Raw genomic sequence first — 22,436 nt, 5'->3', positions numbered from 1 at the left:
TCTTATTCTGAAGATACTTTAGTCCCTGTTTTTGATCAAAAATCCGTCCATTTAATCGATCGTTCTGGCTGTTTTGAACTTGACGGATAAGTTCTTTATCCTCGGAAAAGAGAGACAAATCAATTTGTTTAATGGTTTCCCACTCTCGTTTCATGTTTAGATAACCAATAAAATCATTATACCTCAGCTGCATCTTCTTCGTGAATATAGTCAACCAGTCGTTTCAGCTCTTCACGGTTAACACTCATTTGAAACACCGCCTTGTTAATCATTTACATTATTATATCATTGAATGCTTTATATCTATAACATATCCTATGTCTCAAACGAAAACTGTTTGAGTATTTTTTATGAGTGAGCATACGTAGAGTAAGTACCAAAATCTGATGCGTATATGGGCTTAGCTGTAACTTCAATTGACAGAAATTTATGGTGATATAAAATGAAGCAAAAGATGAAGGAGGGATAATACTATTCATCTCGAGACAAGATTTATATGAAAAGCTATGGACTATTGGTACCACAAAAACGGCTAAAGAGTTAAATGTATCTTATAATAAATAGAATATCGGATGTACCGGTAATGACATTCCATTGCCTAACGTATCTTATTTGCGTAACATGGCTAGCTTCATTGTCTTGACCACTATACAATAAAGCTACATCAAAGTTGGTAACTTCTTTATACAAGTAGATGAAACTTCACCCTTCTTCAGAGGAAGTTAAATCACTTACAGGAACAGAAAAAATCTTCATTTCAACAGATGTTTATTTATTGGGAGGATTAAGTTATGACTTTAGAAAACAAATTAGGGATTACTGATTCCTCAGAGCTTGCACGTGTTGAAGAAAAAATAAGCAAGAAAAAAGCCCTTGAAATGTTTGAATCGGGTTTGTTAGACGAATTTGAGACCGGAACATTTAATACTTTATCGGAAATTCACAAATGCCTATTTGGAGATATTTATGACTTCGCTGGAAAAATACGTGATGTAAATATTGCAAAGGGTAGTTTCCGTTTCGCACCTGTTATGTACCTTAAGGTTGCCCTTGAAAATATCGAAAAAATGCCGCAATCAACTTTTGATGAGATTATAGAAAAATATGTTGAGATGAATGTGGCGCATCCTTTTAGAGAAGGCAATGGAAGAAGCGCAAGAATATGGCTTGATAACATACTGAAAAGGGAAATAAGGCAGGTTGTCGCGTGGAGTCAAGTCGATAAGGAAGATTACCTTCTTGCAATGGAAAGAAGTCCTATTAAAGATGTTGAAATCAAGGCTCTCCTTAAAGCAGCCCTAACGGATAAGATCAATGACCGTGAAGTTTATATGAAAGGTATCGATGCAAGTTATCATTATGAGGGGTATTACGTTTATAAGACGAAAAATCTCTTATATGAGTAAAAGGTGTTTGTATAAAGTAATTTGAATCATGAAAAGATATGAGAAGAATGAGTAATAATCTTCAAACAGTGACTAGTGAACTTTGGGCGATGGCAAATGAATTGCGCGCACAATGGATGCTGTGGAATACAAAAATTATATGTTGGATTTATGTTTTACGGGTACTTGTCAGAAAACCTTGAACAATATTTAATTGAAAATAATGTACTTGATGTAGCAAGTAATCCGAATTGACTAGTCTAGCGGTCGCGTGGTTGAAGGTAATCTGCTGGAATGAAAAAAGCTGTGATGAAAATCCGTTCGTCTTTAGGATTTTCATCACAGCTTTTCATATTGTAATTAATCATACTACAAATAGCGCGTTTACGATTTTATAGTTTTATTTTTCATTCTAGGATAACCGATTAGGATTGCGATGACTCCGCATACGCCGACTAAAAGCGAGTAGTAGGAGTATTGCATGATTAATATCGGAGAAATGCCAGCGATACTAGCAGCGGCTAGAAATTGTGCGCCGTACGGAATGATTCCTTGAACCACACATGAGAAAATGTCGATAAGGCTTGCTGATTTACGTGGCTCAATCGCGTATTGGTCGGCAATGTTTTTGGCTAGTGGTCCAACAATCATAATGGCTATCGTATTATTGGCGGTTGAAAGGTCGGTTAAACCAACTAAACCTGCTATTGCAAATTGGGCATCCTTTTGTGACTTAATTTTACGCGTGACAATATGTACGATAAAATCAATACCGCCATTATGCTTAATGACCTCAACCATACCGGCAATTAACATTGCTAAAAAGGCCATCTCAAACATATTGCTCATGCCGTCACCGATTGCACCGATAAATGTCATCACTTCATAACTGCCATCTAGTAAGCCGATCGTTCCAGCGAGGATGATTCCGCTTGCTAATACGGTAAAGACATTGACGCCGATTAAAGCAAAAACAATAACGAATACATAAGGAATTAACTTGTACCATTCAAAACTCGCATGTGTCACGTTGGCTGAGGAATTCAGCGTCAAAAAGGCTAACAGAACACAAGTGACAATTGCTGCAGGCATAACGATAAGAAAGTTTACTTTAAATTTGTCTTTCATTTCGGCGCCTTGTGAGCGCACCGATGCAATCGTTGTATCCGAAATGAATGATAAGTTATCACCAAACATCGCCCCACCAATAACAGTTGCCATTAATAGGGGTATTGAAAGTCCTGTTTGCTCCCCAATCGCTAAACCAATTGGAGCGAGGGCAACGATCGTTCCAACTGAAGTGCCCATTGCTAAAGAGATAAAACAAGCAATGATAAACAGGCCAACAACTAATAAGTTTTGTGGCAAGATAGATAGTGCAAAGTTGACCGTTGCTTCAATCGCGCCCATTCCTTTGGCGGATTCCGAGAATGCCCCGGCTAGTAAGAAAATGATGACCATTAACATGACACTCGAATTCCCAGCGCCAGTCGTAAAGGCTTCAATTTTTTTGGTCATCGTTTCTTTATGGTTCATGAAGAGGGCAACAGCACTAGCAATTGAAATGGCAACCGTTACAGGAAATGCATAAAAGTCATTTAATACAATTCCCGAGCCGATAAATAATAATAGAAAAACAACAAATGGAATCAATGCCCACGGATTTCCTTTTTGCATTTCTTCCTCCTTTCCTCAGCTAACTTACAAATAAAGGCCTCTTCTACAATGAACAAGAAGAGGCACCACATATACTAGCGTGCATAATAATTATCTGGATTATTTGTGGGTCAGAGCATGATACGTATCACTTCATTGTAAAGTGTTCATTTTGCCCAACCCTCAGTAATATTTTATGAAATAAATTTTAGGATATATGAAAAATCATGTTGAGTCAATTTGATTGTTAATTCAGGATGATATAAAAATAATGTATTTTGGAAGTCTCACATGAATGTATATGTATTGTGTAGGTGTAAGATTTTCCTACTCTACTTAAGTATGTGAGCATGAATGAAAAAGTATTGGGAATGTGTCCGTTTTTGAATGCAATCTGGAACCTTTTTGTGTTTTTTTCAACTGTGAACGGTGAATTAGTAATAGTAATTTGCGCCTAAACTATTTTTTTAAAAAATCCAATCTTAGTCAGTTGTATTGGAAGGCTATGTTAATAATTAATAGTAGAGATTTAAAATTAGAGTAAAAACTTGTCGAACGAAGACCAATATCTGAAATTCTTTTGGAAAAATTCGCTAGGTATAAAGATTGGTAGATTGGAAATGTTATAATTTCGTAATGGATTTAATGCTTTTTACCTAATGAAAATAGTGTTGACATCGTAAATACCTTGTATCTATAATTGTGTTATAAATAATCAGAATTTAAGTTATTTTCGTTTATATTAACTTCTCTTGAGAGTTCTTCATGTATGATTCGTCAAAGTAATAAGAAAAGAGGTTTTACGAATGCCACTAATCGAATTACAACAAATATCTGTGGTGAAAAAAGACAGAACCATTTTGGATTTAAAAAACGTTGATATCTCGATTGAAAAAGGAGATAAAATCGGCATTATTGGAAGCAACGGATCAGGGAAGACGACAATGATTCGAGTAATTCTGAACTTAATTCATTACAATGGCAACGTGCATCGGCATATTCAAACGAAAGACGTCGGTATACAAATGCAACACAATCAGTTCTCCGATTTAATGAAAGTTAAAGAGATCATTTCGCTCGTGTGTAATTGTTCTTTAGCAGATTCACGCATTCAAGAAGGGTTACAGCGATTTAATCTACAGAAGCTTGTAGATAAAAGACTCTCTTATTTGTCTGGAGGGGAAAAACAGAGACTGACGATTTTTCTAGTAATTTTCCACAATCCCGCTCTATTAATATTCGATGAAATCACATCTGGCTTAGACTTCGATAGTCGAAATTCAATTATTAAGCTCATCCAATCACTCACCTCTGAGAAAACACTCCTAATTGTATCCCATTACTTTGAAGAAATCGAAAAATTGGCAGATAAGCTATTGATCTTAGATGATGGTAAATTGCTAGCCTTCGATACAATCGAGAATTTATGTGCGACCCATCAATTTTTCTCAGCAATCAGCATTGATCGTGATGTGTCATTTGAGAATTTGTCACTCCGTTTTGTACAAACAGATACCCAGAAGATCTTTATGACAAAAAATCAGGAGGAAGAAGAAAAAGTCATGGAGAAGTTGCGACATGACAATATTCCTTTCACGTATAAACCGAAAGATATTAAGACGCTTTATACGTATATACGACAACAGACGGAGAGAGAGATCGTATGAGGTATTTACGCTATATAGGGATTGAGTTGAAGGTCATTTTGCTGCGAATCCCGATCGTATTATTTTTTAGTATACTATTTCCCCTTATGATGATGGTTATCGTAGTAGGAAGTGTTGGAAACATTGAAATCGGAGACGGTTATCATCTTTCTGATAAATACATCATGATCGCTTCAGGTATTGGGTTAATTCCTTTATGTTTGGTTTCACTTCCTGTCTCAATTACAGCTGAAAGAGAGTCAGGCGTGATGGAAAGGTACCTTCTTTTTGGCATCAATCCATTTGCAATCCTTGGTTCAAAAGTTGTCGTACACATGATGATCGCGATCATCCAGTTTGTACTCGTCTGTTTGTTTGCAAAAATTGTTTTCTCGCTCAACATACCAGGGGGCTTGGCCATCATCAGTTTCATCTCACACTATTTGCTTGCAGCCATATTTACTTTGTCGTTAGGCGTGATGTTGGGACTCCTGACCGAAAGAGTACAAATCGTACAAGTTGCTGGGTTAGCGCTTATGTTTTCCATACTTGCTCTATCAGGCGGATTCAATGAATTTAACACGTTACCGGAAGGTGTCCAAAATGCGATGAACTATTTTCCGGTGAAATATTTGATGAATGATTTTATCAATATCTGGTTTACTACTGACCTTTTTTTAGGAGAGTTTGTTCGATTGACGCTGATCTATTTAGTTGTTATAGGGATAGTGATTTATATGCTTATCCGAAAAACGTTTAAATTCCATTATAGTTTTCAATCATTAGGAAAATAGATAAGTACAAGGTTGAGAGTGAATTTAAAGGAGGTGAGGTAAGTGGATGTGAAAGTTAGCACGATTCAGTCGCATAGTTTTCTAAGCACCGAAGAACAGACGCAAGCATTGAACTATGCTGCAGGATCTTGTAGTTGTAGCTGTTCATGCTCTTGTTGCTGTAGCTCATCGTCTTAATTCTTCATCATGAGTAATTTTTGTCAGAGGGGTATCAGGGCCCTTGACCCTCTTTCTATAGAAAAGGGTCAAGGGAATTATTACATTGAAAAAAGAGGTGCAACCTATGAATATGAAACGCATTTCAATTTCTTTTGTGTTGGCCATTATTATTACGATGGTTGGATTTTACTTTCTCATTACGTATGGCTATCAACAGGTCGATATCCAGAAACTTGAAACCGATAAATCGTTAACAATCCTTGGTTTGGAATATTTCAGATTTGAACCAGTTGAAGGTGCAGCGGCACGTGGTGTTCCGAATAACTTTAATATGGCGCTCGTCGGAATGGGAATGGGAATTCTTCTGTTTTTCTTCTTGGAAATTTTGAGTAATCGGCGAAGTAAGGGAGGTGCCAATCGATGAACAAAGGATTGATGAATCTTCACAGTCTTGTTTATGAGGATAGGAATAACATTGCCAACCTATCCAATACGAAGTTATTTGCCAATATCGTAAAAGGCTATGCAGATTCGAATGCTTTTAATTACTTACTTGGCATGACCAATATAGGAATCAGTGATATCCGTTCTTTGAACTTTTATAATGAAACAGGATTAGCAGATACGATTAATGCCCATAGAAGTATGGAAGAAGTTGAAGACGATTCATCCATGATTGCATTGCCTAAGCCGAAAAACGTAAGGGGATCGCTCAGCCAGGCTTTAAAATCACGCCAAAGTACGAGAGCGTTCAGCAATTACAGAATGAATTTGGATGAATTATCTACACTGCTCACCTATTCAGTTGGGATTAGTAATCGATATTCAAAAGATGCGGAGGGGAATCGTTCCTACCGTCGTTACCATGGGTCTGGAGGAGGGATCTATCCAATCTCAGTCTATTGTGTTGTGAATGCAATTGAAGGCTTACGGAATGGTATCTATTTATATCGTCCTTATACCCATGCGCTAAAAAAGATCACCTATACGGGTAATCTTGAGGAACTGTATCAAAATGCCCCAATAGATACTCAGAATGCCAATATGAGTTTGCTATTTTCGTACGAGCTTAACAGGAATTATTTAAAGTATGGAGAACTTGGGATGTTGTTGGCTTTTGTGGAAACAGGCATGATAGCGCAAAATATTCATCTTGTTGCAAATAGTGTAGGATATAGCTCTTGCGATGTAGCAGGATTTGATAAGAAATACGCTGAAAAAACAATCGGTCTAGATGGTGTGAACTCACATATCATCTATTCCATTATGGTTGGAAAGGAGCAATAAACATGACAAGCATCCCAATTGAAGTACGGACAGGAATTACGTATAAGAAAACGAAAGGCGTCCAACTAACGAAAAATGGTACGGAAATTATATTGAGAAAAGGTGCTCTCCATCAGACAGAGTTGGTCATCGATAAAGAGAGCAGTTCTCCAACGTTCATCAAACTTCTTGAAGCGATATTGGATGGTGAGGAAGTAACGATTGAATCCAATCATATCCATCAAAATGATTTCAAAACGTTATACAATTATGGAATCATCCGTAACAAGATTCAATCAGGCGAAACACTTGTGATGGTTGAAGACCAACAGGTGTTTGATATGGTCAAAAATAGCGTACCGGGCAGTAACGTTTTTAAAAGGTCGGAAATCATCTCAGATGCTGATATGGATTTGCTTAGCGCTGATACAAATTTTTTAAAGGTAGATGCTTCTATCGAAAATGCACGAGAAGTCTTTTCGTCGTATTCCTCGGTGTATTATATAGCTACTCTAAATGAACGACGTAATGTGCAAACAGTCAATAAACTAATGGTTGCTTTAGATCAGAGCTTTTTTATGGCACTATTTGATAATGAAAATTTTTTGTTGTTTGGCGTAGAACCCAAATTGACGGGCTGTTATGAATGCCTAGAAAAGAAAATTCTGTCTCGCCTTCACTATCAAGCAGAAACCCAATTTGTCTATGATGATTTTGAAGTGACCAGTGCAGAATTGCTAGTTGGTTTAGGGTTGATTATGAAAAATATCGAGCAAACAGAAGTAAATGGCATGTCTATGCTCACGGGAGCTGTCCTCTATTATTATTTCCCTAACTTTGAGTATTCCTTTGATTTTAATCGAAGAACAATCCTATGTAATACGTGCGCTGGTATTCATCAAGTCGATTTTGATGAACAGAATGTAGCTTCAGTCAATATTACGAAGGAATTACTTGCAAATGAAAATTAAATTGACTGATCAACATATTGATGATCGTATGCGCCATTTCGACGGGAAAATTACCGGACTGTGGAAATCTCCAGATAAGTTTTATCGACTCCGTTCATTTCCATTGCCGGATTTTCATTTTATCACTTCTAATTATCCAAGCTTCGAAAAATTTGTCTACGACCAAGATATCCATTTTACCTACCACTTGAGCGGTTATGGCAAGTTATATAATGAAACAAGAATGTCGTTTTTAGGGGAATCAGCCGAAAGGTTTGCTTATGCATCCCAATTCAGAGGGCTTCAGCATTTAGTTGTAAAGAGAGATTATAAAACGCTTCAAAAAGAAGTGGATACTGGAGATCTCATATGTCCACTTGAATATGTGAACTTGCTCTATGACGATCAAGATTGTCGTTATATACAGCTTACAGATGAGCTATCATGGGTAAAAATGAATTCTTTGAATGAACCAGGAACGTTTGTTTATATTCCAATGCAATTAATGGTATCAGGGACTCATTTTTTAAAGAAAGATGAAAAGATTGCAGCTCCGAATGCAGTCTCGACAGGAACTGCCTCTCATGAGACATTTGAACAAAGCCTTGAAGCTGCAATTATTGAAATTTATCAATTGGACTCATACAATTTGTATTGGTTTGGGGGATTGCGGTGTGAAGATATTACAGATGATTGGAGAGAGTTAATCGATAAGATACTTGGCGATTCACCTTTTTATGATTATTTTGATGTCTCGATCATTGATATAACGCTGGACAAACCTATTCCGATTGTCATGTGTGAAATAACCTCGAATCAACCTTATATGCCTCGATATACAGTTGGGATCCAAGGGTCCTATTCGTTAGAACGAGCAGTATATCGATCATTGATGGAGACGCTTGCCATCGTTGAATATAATATGAATGCGAGTTGGACGCATGCAGAGACATTCCACTCGGTTTTGAATCAAACAGTTTTTGATAACCTTGATGACAATGTTCTTTTTTATGCTCGAAAGGGAAAGCCGGAAAATCTAGCCTTCCGAGAAAGTACATTACCAGCAAGCCAAAGGAGCGAAAATCTTAAAGACTTAGTAAAGAGCGTTCCATCCTTCAGTCAATATGCAGCATTTTTAAACATTACACCTTCTGACTTCTTAGGGTCTCAACAAGTAATTACCCGAGTTGTTATACCAGAATTACTTCCTTTGTGTACACCGAGTTTTCCACAAAAATATCATCCAAGATACAATGGCATCGGAGGCATTTTAAATGATCTGGTCCATCCTCTTCCATAGAATTGTTACCATTCTCATCTTTTTTCCAGGGATTTTTTATTTACTCTTTGATAAAACAATAATTGTACAGAAAGGAACAACCGATAAATTTGTATATGCGCTACTAAGTTCGATCTTTCTTAGTTTTTTATTTGTCCGGGATATGCGTATTCTATTACTAATATGTTTGTGTATCGCCATTCCATCAATGCAAGTAATTCTCGAACTGAAAAGCGTGAAGTATTTCTTTAAAGCCTGTAAAGAGAAGAAATTTCTTTTACAAACGCTTATCCTTATCCCGATATTAGAAGAATATATTTTTCGTTTTGTGATGTATGAGTTGCTTACAGCTCACGAAATTCCGCCATTATTTTATATAACTTTTTCGTCTTTGACATTCACATTTATTCACTACTTTCAGCTCAAAGCAAAAAGCTATTACAAATTAATAGTAGGGATTATGTTGGCAACCGTCTATGTATACACGACTAATCTATTTGTAGTCATTCTAATGCATGTTCTATTTAATGTGCTTGTGTATTTGTTTAAATACACCCACCATTACAAAGGCTTTCAGACATAGTATTAGATGTCAATGCATGCATGTCATGTACTAGCATTATTCTCTGGCATTGTTAGCCATACCCTTCAACCTCTCCTACACATGGATGATACGGCATTAGAACAGTAGAGGAGATACAGGATGAGAACAGTTCGAAGGTAAACTAAGCATAAACTCAATTAGAAGGGGTACATCAACACCTAGACCATGTAGCTGAACTCCGCATGAAGTGCGTTGGCTAATTGGAAGCCGGTGAAAAGTAACCACCTCAACTACTTTGGTAGTTGAAGGATGGTTACTCTTTTTTATTGAAAACAATACGTAGCTTTAAAATCTTTTATCATAACATCCCCAGTACTGTATAAAAAATGTCGACAACTTAAAAATAAGGTTTCTTTCATGATGGCAAGATTAAAAAGATGTAAGCTCCCACCATATCATTACAGTAACAGGTACATAATCAGTTTAGTGGCGTAGTATAACTATATTTATTGAGAATAAAGAAGAAAATTTACTGTGAAAAAAGAACATGAAAAGTATGAGGAGGTATATATATAGTGTAAGATATTTTTGCGATTGGGGAGAAGTGGAATGCTGTATTCAGCTAACAATTGGGAGGAAGGGTGATTATATTAAGAGGAATAGAACGATATTGATTACATGGGCTTTTGTTATTTTGTTTTTCTTAGCAGCTTGCAATAGTGAGAAAATTGAGAGCAGAATAGAAAATACCAATGAAGATGTCATTGAACAGAGTCTAGGAGAAAGTGAACAGGCTAATGTTCAGGATAGTACTCAGTCTGATGAACAGCTAGATGAGGAGAGCGAAGAAGAGGCGATTGTAGATGAAAGCAAGACGTCTATAAACGAGTTAGAAGAACAACTAAAAGCTGAAATAGAAGAGCTGAAAAAAGAGAATAGCACTTTACATGACAAGATAAAAAGTATGAATTCTACAGCTCAGCAACAAAACATCCTTAGTAAATCTTTTGAGGTGCTTCAACTTATTAAGGACAAAGATTTTAATGAGTTATCTAACCACATTCATCCTAGTAAAGGAGTTCGATTTACTCCATATTTCTTTGTAGACATTCCAAATAACCAAGTATTCACACCACAACAAGTAGCCAATCTAACTCAAGACAATACCGTGTATCAATGGGGGACATTTGACGGAACAGGTGATACGATTAATTTTGTCTTTAACGATTACTATAATCGATTTATTTATGATGAGGATTATTTAAATGCACATATAATCGGTGTTAATACACCAATCGGAAAGAGTAACATGATGGATAATGTAGCTATAGAATATCCCGATGGGGCGTATATTGAATTTCATTTTACAGGATTCGACCCACAGCATGATGGCGTGGATTGGAGAAGTTTGCGGTTGGTTTTTCAAGAAAGCAATGGTGTATTATATTTGGTATCGATTGTTCATGGAGAATGGACGTCGTAGAAAATAAGTATAGTTATAGTTCACGACGCGCGTGAGATTGATAGAGTTGAAATAGCTTGTAATCCAATACTTTTTTAACACAATTACACCCATCAGGCATATGTTAAGTGAGACTAACCTTGACAAGGAAGTGATCTGTATGTCTGTGCGACCACTAGCGTTGCATAGTTTACACTAAATACATTAAAATCTATATTTTTACATTATGGTACTCCGGTAAAATTTAAAAAAGGGAACAGGGGTCTACAGTTAAATCAGTTCCCTTTTTTTGTAATTTAATTTATTTAGCTTTGTTTTTCTTTGTTGCTTTTAACTTCTTCTCTTTTTTGATGAAATGTTCTTTATTTATCGGGTCGACAATGGCAGAGTCTTCACCATAATTTATTGGTTTCTCTTCTTCCTTGGACACTTTTTGCCTTCCTTTACTCTTTCTGAGCTTTCGGTTGACGTAGTTTAACAGTTTTCTAATCGTTTTAAACACATACAACCTGACGTTTCTAAAGAGTGTCCAAAGTGTTCGATTAGGCATATGAATGAGTCGCAGGATTTCTGCCAATGCCACTGTTATGAGCGCAATGTACATCTGGTTCCATATGCCAACTGGAGAAGTGCTAAACAAATGATCAATCTTGACATGCTGCTTTAACCACTTAAAGAAAAGCTCAATATACCAACGGTTTTTATACGTTTCCATGATCTCTTCTTCAGTCAGATCCAATCGATTGGTTACTAGATGAAAGTGAGTTCCTTTGTCATCTACAAACTCAATATAGCGCAGTGGTTCTTCGCGCGTGAGTATCGAAACCAACTCATTGCGAAGGACCTTATCATGCGTTGGCGTTTCTGATTTTAGCGTTTCCATTCGGAAATTCTTGCGCGTACGCACGAGAAATTGAACGCCTCTTTCCATCCAGCCGCCCATCTTTGTCTTGTGGGCGTAGCCACGATCCATGACATATAATGCGCCATCAGCATCAATAATATGATTGACAGCGTCGGAGTCCGCTATATTCCCAGTAGAAGGAATCATTTTCTCTGGATAGACGCTATTTGCAGAGGCTAAAGCGACCCGTATATGCAATTTAATGCCGCAAGAGTCCTTAGAAACTGCAGTCCAGTTTAACGCATTTTTTGGTAATTTCCCATACGTTGCATCTATGATTTTTAGTACTCCAACATTAGAATTTATTCCTTTAGCTACTCCTTTTACTTGCCAATACCTTCGTGCAATACGGTTAAAGAGATCAACTAAGTGTTCAGTATCTAATCCATTCAGACGACGGCTAATTGTAGAATAGCTGATAAAATCAATTCCAAGCTCTTTCTTAAATGCCTCGTCTGACTGGATTCCTGCTTCAATGTCCCGATGACTATGCCATTGTGCAACATTCGCCATAATAAAGAGTTTTACGATTGAGAAGTCAGTAATTTTATTCGTACCATTCATTAAAGGACAAGCTAAAATACTATCTGGTAAATTGGATAAGAGTTGACGAAAGACTAAATTAGGGTTTACACTTTTCATGGCTTACTCCTTTTTGTAGTGTAAGGGAACTGATTTAGTCGTCGCTTCCTTACCTACATTAGGAGTTTTTTTGTCGTTCTTCAAGTCTTTTATTGTAGCTTTTATATAAATCATCTATTTTTTTACTGTGGTGCAACGCTAGTGGTTTATGGCATAGGCACCGACAAAATTATTTTAAATGAAAGTAATGTGCATATGCACGAATTCTTCACACAGGAATACAGTTCTTTTGATTCTTTTGTAATCTAGTACAAGTCCCCCACTAGACGCTCTATCCATCTCCCCCAATTCTTTTTTTAGTTTGAATAAAATGTTATACATTCCCCCTCTACAGGGGCTAGCAAAATAATGCTATGATAGGAACAATATCTTTTTAAGTAACGATGGAGAGGTGGGGGAGACGTGGATGTTAGAGAAGCCATAAAGATTGGTGAATTGGCGAATAGTACGATTGTAGCCGGGCATGGAGGGGTAGGTCGTCAAATCACTTCTATTGAAGTGATGGAGGTTCCCGAAGTGATAAGTTGGGTGACGCCAGGCATCCTCGTAATGACTGCGTTTTATTCCATTCGGCATGATGAACGGAAGCAAGTGGAGATTGTGCAGACGTTAATTGATAAGGAAGCTGCCGGGATTGTGATCAAGCTGGGCCGTTTTGTCGATTCGATACCGGTTGATATGATAGCGATTGCGAATGAGAAGGATTTTCCGATTATCGTTATTCCGAAGAGCGTTTCGTATATCAATGTGCTTACCCCGTTATATGAGAAGCTCTATGAAGAAAAACAATTAGTGGATAGCGTGAACAATCCTTTTGCTGAATTTGAGTCAAAGAGCCACGCATCCCTTTCGGAAGCATTGGATGAAATAAATGATATCGTTGGCAGTCCTGTTTATATAGAGGATATGGAAGGGGCGCTTATGTATTCTTCAAAAGACTTTCTTCCGAACGGCTGGAGAAAGTCCGATGCACTCTTCTCAAAGCCGGAATATCCTTCTTACTCTGAAGTGCTGGATGATTGGAAGATAAGTTTAGCGACCCGGGACCGGACAATTCTTAAAATAGAAGGCTTCCGTGATTGTCTCATTTTGCCGCTCGTATCCAATCAGCAAGTTTTTGCTACGATTCACATTTCATATGTTGAAAGACTTCATTCGATTCACATGTCGTCCAGTCAATTGAAGACGTTGGTTGCGAAGCTGAATGAACTGTTCATGAATGAGCAGTTGTATTTGCAGAAAAAGCGGATCGAGCATTTGGAGCAATTGGAAGAGTTTTCGTCTCGCGGGCAGGATGAAGAAGAATACTTTGTCATACGTTTTCAAGCAAATTGGACAGAAAAACTTATATCTTCATCTCCCTATTTACTCGATCCTTCTTGCCTCGTCTTAAAAGAGTTGCATGCCTTGCTTACTGGTCTATTAGTGGATCGTTCAGTCATTATCTTTGAAAAGTATTATCACTTCTATGCAGTTGTCAAGTGTAATTCAGACGAGTATTCAATGATAATAGGACAGTTAAGTAAACGAGTGAACGAAGTATACGATGACCTATTTGTTGCGGCGGGACCGCTATTAGGACATAGCCGGCTGTTGGACGATGCTATCCGCTTAGTTGATAAAACGATGGAGATCGGCCGTAAATTACAGCAGGACGAGACGTTTTATACGTACGATAAATTAGGAATCTATGAAATCCTAATTGGGTTGACGGCTGATGAGCATGTACAAAACTATGCGAATACATTGTTAAGCCCTCTATTGCAAGGCTCGAATAAAGAACTCTTGGATACATTACAAATGTATTTGAATGAGAATGGAAATGCGACCAAGACTTCTGAAAAACTGTTCATACATCGGCGGACGCTTACGTATCGATTGCAGAAGATAGAGGAATTGCTGAATGTGAATATGGATGATGCAGAGAGCAGATTTATCCTTCAATTTTGTTTGAAAATCAAGCAATTATCAGGATGAATGCTTGTACAAGTCAATAAATGATATTTTTAAAAGGGCGATGAGAAGACTATCTTCTCATCGACTTTTTTATATGGATTTGGCAATCACGATTTACATAAGTCTAGTGACTCTCTCCAAGTGTAGTCATCTGATGATAGAAAAGATGGGCAAAAGTTTGAACTTATTATTTCACACTTCTTGCATTACAAAGAATAATTTAAATATTTATAATCAGTTAAAAGGAGTGATTGGAATGTTAGGAATAATTAGAGTGCTCACGACGGATGACGATAACGTGTTGCTCGAACATGGAAAACGAATGTGGGAAACCCATCAAGTAAAGACAATTACAAAATGTATCAAAGACCAACCAAACGGTATTTATGATGATGAGTCGGAAACGATTGCCATTCCTAAAATCATCGCTCTTGCCGATGAGTTCATGCAACGGGGGGATATTGATGCCATCACAATTAGTTGCGCTGCCGACCCCGGACTTGACGAATTAAGGGCTTTGACTGATTTTCCGATATTGGGTGCAGGTGCCTGTGGTGTCATGGCGGCTTGTCTGATTGGTCAACGCGTTGCTGTCATTGGGATTACGGACCAAGTTCTACTAACGATTGAAAAGGGATTAGAAGATCGATTCCATTCGTATCGGTTTGATCCGACGTTACGAAAAACAACGGATTTAGTGTCGCCGGATGCGAAAGAGAAGTTGCTTGCCGTAGCTCGGGACGCTATCGCTGACGGGGCTGATGTTATTTTATTCGCTTGTACAGGCTTTTCCACAATCAGGTTGAAAGATTACTTGGTTACACATATCGATATTCCAGTAATTGACTTAGTGGAGGCACAAGCTAAAGTATACGAACTCATGAAAAGAGGTGAGGAGATAGGATGAACACTAAGACATTTGATTTTCCATTCATCGTATTTTCAATCATCATTTCCGTTTTTGGCGCAATAATCGGTATGCAACTGATTACATCATTGGGGATCACGCCCAACACTTCCATTGTCGGGGCATTGATTGCAATGTTGATCGCTCGGATTCCGATGAAGATGTTTTACAAATACCGTTCGATCGAAAACCAGAACTTAATCCAAACATCAATCTCAGCTGCAACGTTTGGGGCTGCGAACAGTTTGTTGATTCCCATCGGAATTCCTTTTGTTATGGGAATGCCGGAACTAATTATTCCGATGTTGATCGGTTCGGGACTTGCCCTATTAGTTGATGTTTTCATCTTGTATAAGGTATTTGATTCTAAGTTGTTTTCATCAGATGAAACATGGCCGCCTGGCGTTGCCACCGCTGAGGCATTGAAGGCTGGGGATGAAGGTGGATCCAAAGCTAAATTCTTAGGGATTGGGATTGTAGGCGGGATTGTCGGTTCACATTTTGGCGTTGCCATGTCGGCATTCGGAGTTGCCTTTATCGGAAACATATGGGCTTTGCTCATGTTCGGGATCGGTTTGTTGCTTCGAGGCTACTCAGATTCATTGTTCGGTGTTGACTTGAATGCGTATTATATCCCCCACGGCATGATGATCGGGGCAGGAACCGTTGCCTTATTGCAATTCATTTTAGTGCTTGTTAAGTCAAGGAAAGAAAAGAACCCAGGCGACGTTCAAGAAGGGGAGCATATCAATTCACGTACTGACGCTGATATCAAGAAAGGGTTTGGAATTGGATTTGTTCTTTACTTGCTAGCGGCTGCCATTTTAGCTGTCATAAGCGGAATTATTGGCGACATGTCTGTGTTCCAGATTGTCATGTTTGTTGTTTTTGCTGCCTTTGCTGCACTTGCCAGTGAGATTATTGTCGGGATTGCTGCCATGCATTCCGGCTGGTTTCCAGCATTTGCTGTCACGCTCATTTCGCTGCTGCTCGGTATGCTGCTTGGCTTCCCGCCTGTTGCTCTAGCGTTATTAACAGGTTTTACAGCGGCAACAGGACCGGCGTTTGCAGATTTGGGGTATGACTTCAAATCCGGCGCTATTTTACGGAAAGACCAAAAGATGGCGATGGAACTATTTGGCCGAAGACAGCAATTGAAAAGTTCATTAATCGGTTTTGGAGTCGCTATTGCCATGGTTTCTTTGTTCCATAATTCCTTTTTCTCACAAAATCTCGTTCCTCCTGTCGATCATGTGTATGCTGCGACTATCGACAGTGGGTTGAGTGGAAACATTGGTATGCTCTTGCTGTTATGGGCCATTCCTGGAGCAATCATTCAGTTAATAGGTGGACCTAAGCGTCAGATGGGGATTTTGTTTGCGACGGGGCTATTAATTGTAAATCCGATTGCCGGATGGGCTGTTATTGCGGGGATAGTAATCCGTTTCATCGTTTTGAAAGTAAAAGGACAGGAAGCGGAAAATGCGATGTATACGATGGCCGCTGGGTTTATCGCAGGGGATGCAATTTATAGCTTCTTCACTTCTTTATGGAAAGCGAAATAATGGAGGTTTTAGTATGACAAGAAGAAAACTGACAAAAGTAGATGCAATGAAAGCCGTGTATGGAGGCTGTATTTTAGGTGGAGGAGGGGGTGGCTGGATTCATGATGGCCTTGCGAAGACCGAGCAGGCATTTGCAATCGGGGCACCTGAGCTCATCACAGTAGACGAATTGCAGGATACGGATTATGTGGCATGTGTCTCACTTGTCGGAGCCCCATCTGCAAAGGCGGCATATACAGACCGTCAACAACTCATTTCAACTGTAGAGCGGATGCAACAGGAATTTGATCGACCGATTCAAGCGTTGATGACAAATGAAAATGGAGCAGCAACGACAATTAATGGTTGGCTTCAAGCCGCTGCAACAGGACTTCCTTTCCTCGATGCACCGTGTAATGGAAGAGCGCATCCGACCGGTTCCATGGGCTCCTTGAATTTATCGGAAGTCGAAGGGTATCAATCGATTCAGGCTTTCGCTGGTGGAAAAGGGTCAATGGAAGTGGAAGGGGTAGTGACCAGTACGCTTGATATTTCCTCCAATATAGTTCGTTCCGTTTCCGTCGAGGCGGGTGGTATGGTTGCCGTTTGCCGGAATCCCGTGTCCGTAGAGTATGTAAAAGAGCATGCTGCTGTCGGAGGAATTACACAAGCAATTGAACTCGGAGACGTATTCTTCTCTGTACCCGAAGGACCGGAACGAATTGAAGCTGTTGCATCCCATTTGCATGGACGCGTCATTCATTCTGGCACCATCAGCAGCTTTGAATTAAAGGCTATCAAAGGGTTTGACGTAGGATTCGTTCAAGTAGACAGTTTGGAGCTGACATTTTGGAACGAATATATGACAGCGGAAATGAATGGAGAACGAAAAGGGACGTTTCCAGATCTCATCATGACTTTCGATGCGGAAACCGGAATGCCTTTAGTGAGTGCGGAGTTAAAAGAAGGTCTTGCAATCGCAGTCATCTCAGTTCCGAAAGAATACTTGAAGCTAAGTTCTACGATGTCCAATAAGAAACTACTGCAAGCAATTGAACCAATTGTGAATAAAAGTATTATTTGAAAAGGATGATGAACAAATGTCGTTAAAATATACAATGGAAGTTATTGAATTGCTAGATGACGTGAATGCAAACGGAGAATCGGTAGTGCGTCTATTTGATGGTTTTGAACATTGTACAGCAACATATGAAACGGTTGCGGGACAAGAGGGTTCTACCGACTTTGTAAAAGTTGTCATTAAAGGGACGGAAGGCAAGTCAAGCGGAGGAGACGCGCGCACATTAGGTATTGTCGGCCGGTTGGGTGGACTAGGAGCCCGCCCGCAGCGTATTGGCTTTGTGTCGGACGGTGACGGAGCTGCGGCAGCAGTAGCCATCGCTTTGAAACTTGCGAACATGTCTGTTAAAGGGGATCGGTTGCCTGGAGATGTGATCGTCACGACTCATATTTGTCCGACCGCTCCGACGCAGCCGCACGAGCCGGTCGACTTCATGGGATCGCCAGTTGATATTTTAACGATGAACCAATATGAAGTCGTTCCTGAAATGGATGCGGTCGTTTCGATTGATACAACGAAAGGGAATCGTGTATTTAATCATCGTGGAATTGCCCTTTCACCAACAGTGAAGTCAGGATATATTTTGAAATTTGCTGATGAATTACTGCGTATTATGGAGATGACAACGGGTGAACTTCCAGTGACATTTACGGTAACGACCCAAGACATTACACCGTATGGCAATGATGTTTATCATATTAATAGCATTCTTCAACCAGCAGTGGCGACAGATGCTCCTGTAGTCGGTGTGGCGATTACGGCACAAACAGCTGTGCCTGGCAGCGGGACTGGTGCAAGTCATGAAGTGGATATAGCCCAAGCTGTTCGATTTTCAATTGAAATTGCAAAAGAGTTTACAAGAGGTGAAATCGAATTCTATGACGTAGAGGAATTCGCCCTCTTGGAGAAACTTTATGGTTCCATGAAACATTTACAAACATTAGGAAGTGACAAGTAATGTCAGCTAAGAGCGTAGGCGTTTTGACAATTGGACAATCTCCGCGCACAGATGTAACACCTTCCATAGAATCGATTCTTGGGAAAAGGGTGTCGATTGTTGAGAGCGGTGGGTTGGACAGCCTAACCAATGAAACCGTACAGTCTGTTACACCAGATGAATCTGATACAACTTATATTTCAAGGATGCGTGACGGAAAATCCGTAAAAATAGGCAAGAGCAAATTGTTGCCTTTGTTACAAGCGGAGTTGAGTGCGCTTGAAGAGACAGTTGATATCGTGCTTATGCTCTGCACAGGAGACTTTCCGACTTTAAGAGCGAACAAACCGATTGTGTATCCCGATAAAGTGCTAAATCATACCGTCAGCGCACTTCTGCCTTCGGGGTCTCTTGGACTCATCATTCCACTTGAAGAGCAGCGTGAGACATTGATTTCGAAATGGCAACAGGAAGAGTTGAAGATATTTACCGAGGTTGCTTCGCCATATGAGGAAAGTGATATTGCTGGCGCAGCCCGTGCACTACAAAAGCAAGGTGCTGATCTAATTGTGTTGGATTGTATGGGATACAATGAACAACATAAATCGGAGGCTGTAAAAGGAAGCGGGCTGCCTGTCCTACTACCTCGTACACTCGTTTCAAGGGTCATTGCCGAGTATATCGCTGAATAAAACATACTATCAGAAGATAAATATCAGCAAAACAGCTGGGACGCCAATAGACGCGCAAATAGCGAGGAGTCCTGCTGTTTTGCTTGTTTTAGGATTCTATAGAATTTGAGAAAAATCCTATGGATGGGGGGAGTAGTTTGCCAACGATTGCATTACTCGTTCTTAGTTTGTTATGGGGATCTACGTTTTATTTCACAAAATTACTTTTGCCCGAATTCCATCCTATATCCATCGTCTTTTTTCGATGTCTTTTCGGAGCTATCCTGTTAATGCCGCTTTTAATTATCGGGAAAGGCTACAAGGAACTATCTTGGAAAAAGATCCACTTGTTAATGGGAATCTCTCTGCTAAGTGCGGGTGTACCTTGGATAATTATGAGCAGTAGTTTACGCCACTTGGATACGACGGTCAGCGCTGTTTTAAATGCGACTGGACCCATTTTTGGTGTGTTGCTTACGTTGTTTGTAATGAAAGGGCATGTAGAAAAGCAGGAGAAAGTAAGTGTAGCGGTTGGGTTCACTGGCATATTCATTGCATTCCTCTTTGGTTCTTCTTCTGTGGGAGACGTTCAATTCACCAGTGCGCTTATGTTGCTTTTGGCTGTTAGTTTATACGCACTGTCTGCGGTTTTAACAAATCGATTCCTACACGGCTATTCTGTCGTAACGCTCTCATTTGTTACGATGGTCATGGGGACATTATTTGCAGCCCCTCTTATGTTGTTCGTGGAACCCGCAAGCTATAGAGGATTAGGTGAATTTCGAAATATTTTCTTTTTCTTTATGTTAGGTGCAATCAATTCAGGTGTGGGTAATCTCCTCTATTATTATATTGTGAAATCAAGGGGCGCCATCTTTGCCCTGTCGATTACATATTTAATGCCGATAACGACGATTCTTTTAGGGTTCTTTCTATTGCATGAACCGGTTGGTATTGGAACCCTCATTGCGTTATTGTTAGTTTTATACAGTGTGTTTTTATCGAAACGAAAGGATGTTGAACAATGAATAACTTCCAACAAACAGTTGCTGCATTAATGGTGAACAACTTTTCACTGGAAAAGAATGTGCGTATTTTAGTGTTGATGGATAGAAGTACAGAAAAAGTAGGGAGGAAATTTGCAGAAGCGTTGAAGGATGACGGTTGGCAAGTCAGCAATCACTGCATGGAAGATCGTGAAAAATCGGGTGAAGAGCCTCCAGAAGAAACAGCTAATGAAATGCTGAATTATGAACTCGTCTTCTGTTTAACGAAGCACTCCTTAACACATACGGTGGCACGTAAAAATGCAAACGCTAAAGGAATAAGCGTGATCACAATGCCCGGTATTACCGAAGATATGTTTTTACATGGTGCGATGTCAGCAGATTACAGCAAAGTAGAAGCAGAAACGAATGAAATGACGCTAAAACTAACAGAGGCTAAAACGGTTACCATTCGTACTGGAGCGAATTATGAGCTCGTCATTCCTGTACAAGGTAGAAACGGTGTACCAAGCACAGGCGTGTTCAGGGAACCGGGTGCATCAGGAAATCTTCCATCAGGTGAAGCTTACATAGCTCCACCGGAAGGCGAAGCAGAAGGAACGATTGAAATCAACGGTTCGATTGCCGGTATAGGCTTACTTGAATATCCAGTTGTCTTGACGATCGAAAATGGCCGTCTCGTGAATGCGACGGGTACAGATGGAGAAACGTTGCTCACACTGTTAGGCGATGGAGATGGACGGTATCTTTGTGAACTCGGCATAGGGACAAACCATGCAGCCCGTTTAACTGGTAATATACTTGAAGATGAAAAAGCGTACAATACCATTCACATCGCATTCGGCTCCAATCACACATTTGGAGGTACCATTAAGACAAACGTGCACATTGATTGTGTTACTAAAAATCCAACCTTACTTTGGGAGTGACCTGGTCAATACATTAGCTGGTTGGCAATAAACCTGTTTACACACAAGACTATGAGTTTTTGGATAGTGATCAGAAATACATTGTAAAAAACGTACCTTGTAAAGTTTTTAATAATAACATTGAAGAGCCGGTTTTCAGTGCTAAAGTTTCCATGAAAGTAGCCACTCTAATTGACCTTATGAGATCTCATGAAATTGACGTAAATGAACTCGATTATCAAGACTTTGCACATATAGAAGTTTCTTTATAACAACTAAAAGAGTCCTCATTTGAGGGCTCTTTTTTTCATTAAAGGGAGGAAGACGCTGGGCACTGGGTGCCTGGTACTTTACCTACATACGGGGCTTGTGCGAAAAAAACTCAGTGCCCTTCCTTCTCCACAAGAATATCTTCATACACCGCAAACGGTTCTTCCGCTGCCAGCACTTGCTGGATTTCGTCCTGTGTGAATTTGTTTTTGAGTGCCCAGCCTATGATGCGCAACGTTTTATAGTCGATTGCCGGGTTGCAGTATTGCTTTAGCTGAATGGAATTGACCCCTTCTTGGAGGCTTACGCGGATTGCTTCCATTTGTTCGCCCGAATAGGCGGTTTCGCGATAAATGTCGAGCTGTGTTTCGGTTAATCCATTCTTCTTTCCCAAATCGATTTGTATCGATTGGGAGCTGTTGTACTTGGTTTCCACGAAATCTACTCTCCTTATCTGCTATTCAGAAG

General features: G+C 39.5%; 21 protein-coding genes. 18 read left to right on the top strand and 3 right to left on the bottom strand.

The features are described 5' to 3' along the window. Positions 1–791 precede the first annotated feature (791 nt). Positions 792–1,406 carry a protein adenylyltransferase Fic gene (fic, locus tag NRI27_RS15280; protein ID WP_371391511.1) on the top strand — a complete coding sequence of 205 codons (615 nt, stop codon included), beginning with the start codon at positions 792–794 and terminating at the stop codon, positions 1,404–1,406. Positions 1,407–1,769: 363 nt separating this feature from the next. Here the strand turns inward: fic and NRI27_RS15275 are convergent, their stop codons facing one another. Then, positions 1,770–3,062 (bottom strand): Na+/H+ antiporter NhaC family protein, encoded by a 1,293-nt coding sequence (locus NRI27_RS15275; RefSeq protein ID WP_371391510.1) that lies wholly within the window; start codon positions 3,060–3,062, stop codon positions 1,770–1,772. Positions 3,063–3,847: 785 nt separating this feature from the next. Here NRI27_RS15275 and NRI27_RS15270 point away from each other — a divergent pair. The 9 genes from NRI27_RS15270 (at position 3,848) to NRI27_RS15235 (ending at position 11,162) form a co-directional block, all read left to right on the top strand. After that, complete coding sequence (locus NRI27_RS15270) at positions 3,848–4,708, top strand: ABC transporter ATP-binding protein (RefSeq protein ID WP_317946005.1); 861 nt, start codon at positions 3,848–3,850, stop codon at positions 4,706–4,708. Continuing rightward, positions 4,705–5,481, top strand: a complete 777-nt coding sequence (locus tag NRI27_RS15265) for an ABC transporter permease (protein ID WP_317946003.1) — start codon at positions 4,705–4,707, stop codon at positions 5,479–5,481. Before NRI27_RS15270 ends, NRI27_RS15265 begins: the two co-directional genes overlap by 4 nt. Positions 5,482–5,523: 42 nt before the next feature. Next, positions 5,524–5,658, top strand: coding sequence for a listeriolysin S family TOMM bacteriocin (locus NRI27_RS18050; protein WP_450097603.1), 135 nt, complete (start codon positions 5,524–5,526; stop codon positions 5,656–5,658). Between the two features lie 106 nt (positions 5,659–5,764). Continuing rightward, positions 5,765–6,064, top strand: a complete 300-nt coding sequence (locus NRI27_RS15260; protein ID WP_371391509.1) for an LlsX family protein — start codon at positions 5,765–5,767, stop codon at positions 6,062–6,064. Then, the gene (locus NRI27_RS15255; protein ID WP_371391508.1) at positions 6,061–6,927 is read left to right on the top strand and encodes a SagB family peptide dehydrogenase; all 867 of its coding nucleotides are present in this window, start codon (positions 6,061–6,063) and stop codon (positions 6,925–6,927) included. Before NRI27_RS15260 ends, NRI27_RS15255 begins: the two co-directional genes overlap by 4 nt. A gap of 2 nt (positions 6,928–6,929) precedes the next feature. Beyond that, positions 6,930–7,877: a hypothetical protein gene (locus NRI27_RS15250; RefSeq protein WP_371391507.1), complete on the top strand. Its 948-nt coding sequence runs from the start codon at positions 6,930–6,932 to the stop codon at positions 7,875–7,877. Then, positions 7,867–9,156, top strand: a complete 1,290-nt coding sequence (locus NRI27_RS15245) for a YcaO-like family protein (RefSeq protein WP_371391506.1) — start codon at positions 7,867–7,869, stop codon at positions 9,154–9,156. Before NRI27_RS15250 ends, NRI27_RS15245 begins: the two co-directional genes overlap by 11 nt. Continuing rightward, entirely contained in the window at positions 9,131–9,718 is a 588-nt protein-coding gene (locus tag NRI27_RS15240) for a CPBP family intramembrane glutamic endopeptidase (protein WP_371391505.1), read from the top strand. The genes NRI27_RS15245 and NRI27_RS15240 overlap by 26 nt, the downstream gene beginning before the upstream one ends. 631 nt (positions 9,719–10,349) lie before the next feature. Beyond that, complete coding sequence (locus NRI27_RS15235; protein ID WP_371391504.1) at positions 10,350–11,162, top strand: hypothetical protein; 813 nt, start codon at positions 10,350–10,352, stop codon at positions 11,160–11,162. A 280-nt stretch (positions 11,163–11,442) separates the two neighbouring features. Here NRI27_RS15235 and NRI27_RS15230 read toward each other — a convergent pair whose 3' ends face one another. After that, a complete protein-coding gene (locus tag NRI27_RS15230; RefSeq protein ID WP_371391503.1) occupies positions 11,443–12,687 on the bottom strand; it encodes an IS4 family transposase in 1,245 nt (414 codons plus the stop codon). A 402-nt stretch (positions 12,688–13,089) separates the two neighbouring features. On the opposite strand from NRI27_RS15230, the gene NRI27_RS15225 reads away from it, so the two are divergent. The 8 genes from NRI27_RS15225 to NRI27_RS15190 all read left to right on the top strand — a co-directional run bounded on the left by NRI27_RS15225 (position 13,090) and on the right by NRI27_RS15190 (position 21,719). Further along, on the top strand, positions 13,090–14,664 hold the full coding sequence (locus NRI27_RS15225) for a PucR family transcriptional regulator (RefSeq protein WP_371391502.1): 1,575 nt from the start codon (positions 13,090–13,092) through the stop codon (positions 14,662–14,664). A 235-nt stretch (positions 14,665–14,899) separates the two neighbouring features. After that, positions 14,900–15,550 (top strand): aspartate/glutamate racemase family protein, encoded by a 651-nt coding sequence (locus tag NRI27_RS15220; protein ID WP_371391501.1) that lies wholly within the window; start codon positions 14,900–14,902, stop codon positions 15,548–15,550. Continuing rightward, positions 15,547–17,115: an OPT/YSL family transporter gene (locus NRI27_RS15215; protein WP_371391500.1), complete on the top strand. Its 1,569-nt coding sequence runs from the start codon at positions 15,547–15,549 to the stop codon at positions 17,113–17,115. Before NRI27_RS15220 ends, NRI27_RS15215 begins: the two co-directional genes overlap by 4 nt. 13 nt (positions 17,116–17,128) lie before the next feature. After that, positions 17,129–18,178, top strand: a complete 1,050-nt coding sequence (locus NRI27_RS15210; protein ID WP_371391498.1) for an S-methyl thiohydantoin desulfurase family protein — start codon at positions 17,129–17,131, stop codon at positions 18,176–18,178. Positions 18,179–18,194: 16 nt separating this feature from the next. Next, positions 18,195–19,133: a DUF1177 domain-containing protein gene (locus NRI27_RS15205; RefSeq protein ID WP_371391497.1), complete on the top strand. Its 939-nt coding sequence runs from the start codon at positions 18,195–18,197 to the stop codon at positions 19,131–19,133. Then, positions 19,133–19,804, top strand: a complete 672-nt coding sequence (locus NRI27_RS15200) for an AroM family protein (RefSeq protein ID WP_371391496.1) — start codon at positions 19,133–19,135, stop codon at positions 19,802–19,804. Before NRI27_RS15205 ends, NRI27_RS15200 begins: the two co-directional genes overlap by 1 nt. A gap of 137 nt (positions 19,805–19,941) precedes the next feature. Further along, complete coding sequence (locus NRI27_RS15195) at positions 19,942–20,811, top strand: DMT family transporter (RefSeq protein ID WP_371391495.1); 870 nt, start codon at positions 19,942–19,944, stop codon at positions 20,809–20,811. Then, a complete protein-coding gene (locus NRI27_RS15190; protein WP_371391494.1) occupies positions 20,808–21,719 on the top strand; it encodes an aminopeptidase in 912 nt (303 codons plus the stop codon). The genes NRI27_RS15195 and NRI27_RS15190 overlap by 4 nt, the downstream gene beginning before the upstream one ends. A gap of 361 nt (positions 21,720–22,080) precedes the next feature. On the opposite strand, the gene NRI27_RS15185 is transcribed toward NRI27_RS15190, so the two are convergent. After that, a complete protein-coding gene (locus tag NRI27_RS15185) occupies positions 22,081–22,404 on the bottom strand; it encodes a hypothetical protein (RefSeq protein WP_371391493.1) in 324 nt (107 codons plus the stop codon). Positions 22,405–22,436: the final 32 nt, after the last annotated feature.

It is taken from the genome of Sporosarcina sp. OR05 (assembly GCF_041414805.1).
GTDB lineage: Bacteria > Bacillota > Bacilli > Bacillales_A > Planococcaceae > Sporosarcina > Sporosarcina saromensis.
This window is presented reverse-complemented; position numbering and strand designations above follow the sequence as displayed.

Coding starts and splice junctions, on each gene's coding strand:
- NRI27_RS15270 (WP_317946005.1), top strand. CDS start 3,848: ATGCCACTAATCGAATTACAACAAATATCTGTGGTGAAAAAAGACAGA.
- NRI27_RS15255 (WP_371391508.1), top strand. CDS start 6,061: ATGAACAAAGGATTGATGAATCTTCACAGTCTTGTTTATGAGGATAGG.
- NRI27_RS15205 (WP_371391497.1), top strand. CDS start 18,195: ATGTCGTTAAAATATACAATGGAAGTTATTGAATTGCTAGATGACGTG.
- fic (WP_371391511.1), top strand. CDS start 792: ATGACTTTAGAAAACAAATTAGGGATTACTGATTCCTCAGAGCTTGCA.
- NRI27_RS15215 (WP_371391500.1), top strand. CDS start 15,547: ATGAACACTAAGACATTTGATTTTCCATTCATCGTATTTTCAATCATC.
- NRI27_RS15200 (WP_371391496.1), top strand. CDS start 19,133: ATGTCAGCTAAGAGCGTAGGCGTTTTGACAATTGGACAATCTCCGCGC.
- NRI27_RS15260 (WP_371391509.1), top strand. CDS start 5,765: ATGAATATGAAACGCATTTCAATTTCTTTTGTGTTGGCCATTATTATT.
- NRI27_RS15240 (WP_371391505.1), top strand. CDS start 9,131: ATGATCTGGTCCATCCTCTTCCATAGAATTGTTACCATTCTCATCTTT.
- NRI27_RS15220 (WP_371391501.1), top strand. CDS start 14,900: ATGTTAGGAATAATTAGAGTGCTCACGACGGATGACGATAACGTGTTG.
- NRI27_RS15245 (WP_371391506.1), top strand. CDS start 7,867: ATGAAAATTAAATTGACTGATCAACATATTGATGATCGTATGCGCCAT.
- NRI27_RS15210 (WP_371391498.1), top strand. CDS start 17,129: ATGACAAGAAGAAAACTGACAAAAGTAGATGCAATGAAAGCCGTGTAT.
- NRI27_RS15190 (WP_371391494.1), top strand. CDS start 20,808: ATGAATAACTTCCAACAAACAGTTGCTGCATTAATGGTGAACAACTTT.
- NRI27_RS15230 (WP_371391503.1), bottom strand. CDS start 12,687: ATGAAAAGTGTAAACCCTAATTTAGTCTTTCGTCAACTCTTATCCAAT.
- NRI27_RS15275 (WP_371391510.1), bottom strand. CDS start 3,062: ATGCAAAAAGGAAATCCGTGGGCATTGATTCCATTTGTTGTTTTTCTA.
- NRI27_RS15250 (WP_371391507.1), top strand. CDS start 6,930: ATGACAAGCATCCCAATTGAAGTACGGACAGGAATTACGTATAAGAAA.
- NRI27_RS15265 (WP_317946003.1), top strand. CDS start 4,705: ATGAGGTATTTACGCTATATAGGGATTGAGTTGAAGGTCATTTTGCTG.